The sequence below is a fragment of the Pelagibacterium lacus genome, assembly GCF_003345525.1.
Classification (GTDB): domain Bacteria; phylum Pseudomonadota; class Alphaproteobacteria; order Rhizobiales; family Devosiaceae; genus Pelagibacterium; species Pelagibacterium lacus.
In genome coordinates, this window is sequence record NZ_QQNH01000056.1 from 1 (window position 1) to 2,836 (window position 2,836).

The 2,836-nt window shown below is 59.0% G+C and carries 2 protein-coding genes and 1 other annotated feature; of the genes, one reads left to right on the forward strand and one right to left on the reverse strand.

Annotation, left to right across the window (positions count from 1 at the left end; genetic code table 11):
• Positions 1-472: 472 nt before the first annotated feature.
• On the reverse strand, positions 473-766 hold the full coding sequence (locus tag DVH29_RS15950) for a hypothetical protein (protein WP_114647176.1): 294 nt from the start codon (positions 764-766) through the stop codon (positions 473-475).
• A 165-nt stretch (positions 767-931) separates the two neighbouring features.
• Positions 932-987: a sequence feature (sul1 is cis-regulatory element that is thought to sense ions involved in sulfur or methionine metabolism; They are found in Alphaproteobacteria), on the forward strand.
• 69 nt (positions 988-1,056) lie between these two features.
• Between DVH29_RS15950 and DVH29_RS15955 the strand changes: the two genes are divergently transcribed.
• On the forward strand, positions 1,057-2,541 hold the full coding sequence (locus DVH29_RS15955; RefSeq protein ID WP_114647177.1) for a SulP family inorganic anion transporter: 1,485 nt from the start codon (positions 1,057-1,059) through the stop codon (positions 2,539-2,541).
• The last annotated feature ends 295 nt before the right edge of the window (positions 2,542-2,836 follow it).

A 2,836-nucleotide genomic window follows, 5' to 3' on the forward strand; every position in this document is an offset into this window, starting at 1 on the left:
CGTGCTGTTCATCGCCAGCTATGTCGGCAGCGTACGGTTCCTGCGCCGCTCGCGCGCCATCTTCCCCTATCGAAGGGCACGCCTCGCCTTAAGCGCTGCGTAAAAGTCAGTTGCAGGAAAGGGCTGACGCGCGGACGGCATCAGGTCAATTATACTCGCGGTCGATACCGCCCAGTGTTCGATAAAGGACTTTGGCAGGCCCCCGCCCCCGATATATTTCCACCTACTACAGAAGAAAAGCCTACAAAGTGCGTCGTCCGGCCGGAAGCGCCCCTCAAAGCGGTCATTTGTGGCGGCCTCCGGTTGCACCAGACACGGACACTCGGTGCGCTACCCGCAAATGATGTCAGTAGCCGAGCACCCTTATTGAGTCCCTAACGCTTGGTGAGGAGCCGAGGCCGCCAGATGGCGGCCTCGGATTACACCCTATGCAGCCTTCTTGGCGGCCTTCTTCAGCGCCTTGATCTTCTTTTCATGCTTCTCGACCTTGGCTTCGCGCTTCTTGATCTCCTGCTTGAGGGAGATCACCTTTTTTTCGGCGGCGGATTTGGTTTTCTTCGACATGAATCATCTCCTTGTCTCTGCGGCATTCAATCGGCGTTTTCTGTTTGATGAACGCGCGGATGAACTGCCTGATCTCGCGAGCGGCGCTGGTATCCAGCTCTTCGCATAATTGCAGGAACTGCTCGCGCTCTATGGTGCTGATACGGATCAGCAACTGGCTATCTTTCTTGTTGCGTTTCACCTTGTTTGGTTTGTCTGACATGGTGGTGCTCACTCAAAAAAGATATATAATGTATATACATTTTATCCTAAGTCAAGGCCGCTTGGCATCGCCGGAACCGACAGGCGAAGACACTCGGGTTCATTCATGGCTTTCCACGTGGCTTGTCAGCGCGGCGGCGTTGTGGCAATGGCCGGGGGCATTCACCCCGGACCCGGTGAAACTCCGGGTGGCTCTTCCGGCCGCCGATCCGCCGGACACTCAAGATAAAGCTCGTTTCCCACAGTTCGGCCCGCCCAAGCGGCCCGGACGACAGCTTCGATTGTGTGTTTATGTTCTCGATAGAAACCATCCGCCGTAACTGGTTCTCCAATATTCGTGCCGATATCCTTGCCGGTATCGTCGTGGCGCTCGCCCTCATCCCCGAGGCCATCGGCTTTTCCATCATCGCGGGGGTCGATCCCCGCGTCGGCCTTTACGCCTCCGTGGTCATCGCCATCGTCATTTCGTTCGCCGGCGGCAGGCCGGCCATGATCTCGGCGGCGACCGCCGCGACAGCAGTGCTGTTCGGGACCCTCGTGCGCGAACATGGCCTACAATATCTTCTGGCCGCCACCATCCTTGCCGGCGTCATCCAGATCATCGCGGGCTGGCTGCGCATCGGCTATGTCATGCGGTTCGTTTCGCGTTCGGTGATGACCGGGTTCGTCAACGCACTCGCCATCCTGATCTTCATGGCGCAACTGCCCGAGTTGATCGGGGTGACGTGGGAAACCTACGCGCTGATCGGGGCCGGGCTCGCCATCATCTATCTTTTCCCGAGGCTGACGACCAAGGTGCCCTCACCGCTGGTCTGCATCCTTGTCCTGACCGCGCTTGCCCTGATGCTGGGCATCGACATCCGCACGGTTGCCGATCTTGGCGAACTGCCCGACGCGCTGCCGATCCTGCTTTTCCCCGACATTCCGCTCAACCTCGAAACGCTGTGGATCATCCTGCCCACTTCGATCGCCGTGGCCGCCGTGGGCCTTCTGGAAAGTCTCCTCACCGCCTCCATCGTCGACCAGATGACCGATACGGGCAGCGATAAGAACCGCGAGAGCATCGGTCAGGGCATCGCCAATATCGCCAGCGGCTTTTTTGGCGGCATGGCCGGTTGCGCCATGATCGGACAGTCGGTGATCAATGTGAAATCGGGTGGGCGCACGCGGCTTTCAACGTTCACCGCGGGGGCTTTCCTACTGTTTCTGTTAATAGTGCTCGGCGACCTGGTAGGCTTCATTCCCATGCCCGCGCTGGTGGCGATCATGATCATGGTGTCGATCGGCACCTTCAGTTGGACCTCGCTGGCCGATCTTCGCCATCATCCCCGCCGGTCGAGCCTTGTCATGCTCGCAACGGTGATAACGGTCGTGGGTACGCAGAACCTGGCACTGGGGGTCGGTGTAGGCGTGCTGCTCTCGGGCATCTTTTTTGCGTGGAAGGTCGCGCAGATCTTCCGCGTCACGACTACGCTTTCAGAAGACGGAAAGCATCGTCGCTATCTTGTCGAAGGCCAGATCTTCTTTGCCTCGGCGGACGATTTCCTTTCGGCCTTCGATTTCGGCGAGGCGCTGGAAAGCGCCACCATCGATGTCGGCAAGGCGCATATCTGGGACCTGACCGGGGTCAACGCCATCGACAAGGCCGTGCTCAAATTCCGCAAGGCGGGAGCCGAGGTCGAGGTGGTGGGGTTGAACGATGCCAGCGCGACTATCATGGACCAGCTTGCCATGCACGATCAGCCAAACGCGATGGAAAAGGTTCTTGGACATTGACGTTTTTCCGTGGCTACTGCCCAAAACCTGCCAGCCCAGTTCCCCCCTACATGCCGTTCACCCAGCCCCTTGCGCGTGCGCGTTGTCGGACAATTGTGTTCGCCGGGCTCGATAACCTCGCTTGGCAGAGACGCAGATCGTAGACGACATCGATAGCGCAAGTTGACGGCCGAAGCAGGGCTCCCTAGATTGAGGCTCGAGGATCGTGGTGCTTAATACGGGCGAGAAGGTAATCGATCTCTTCCTTGGCCTTCGCCGTGAGCGTTCCGGCCGGCTTGCGCTGCCGGTCGGACGT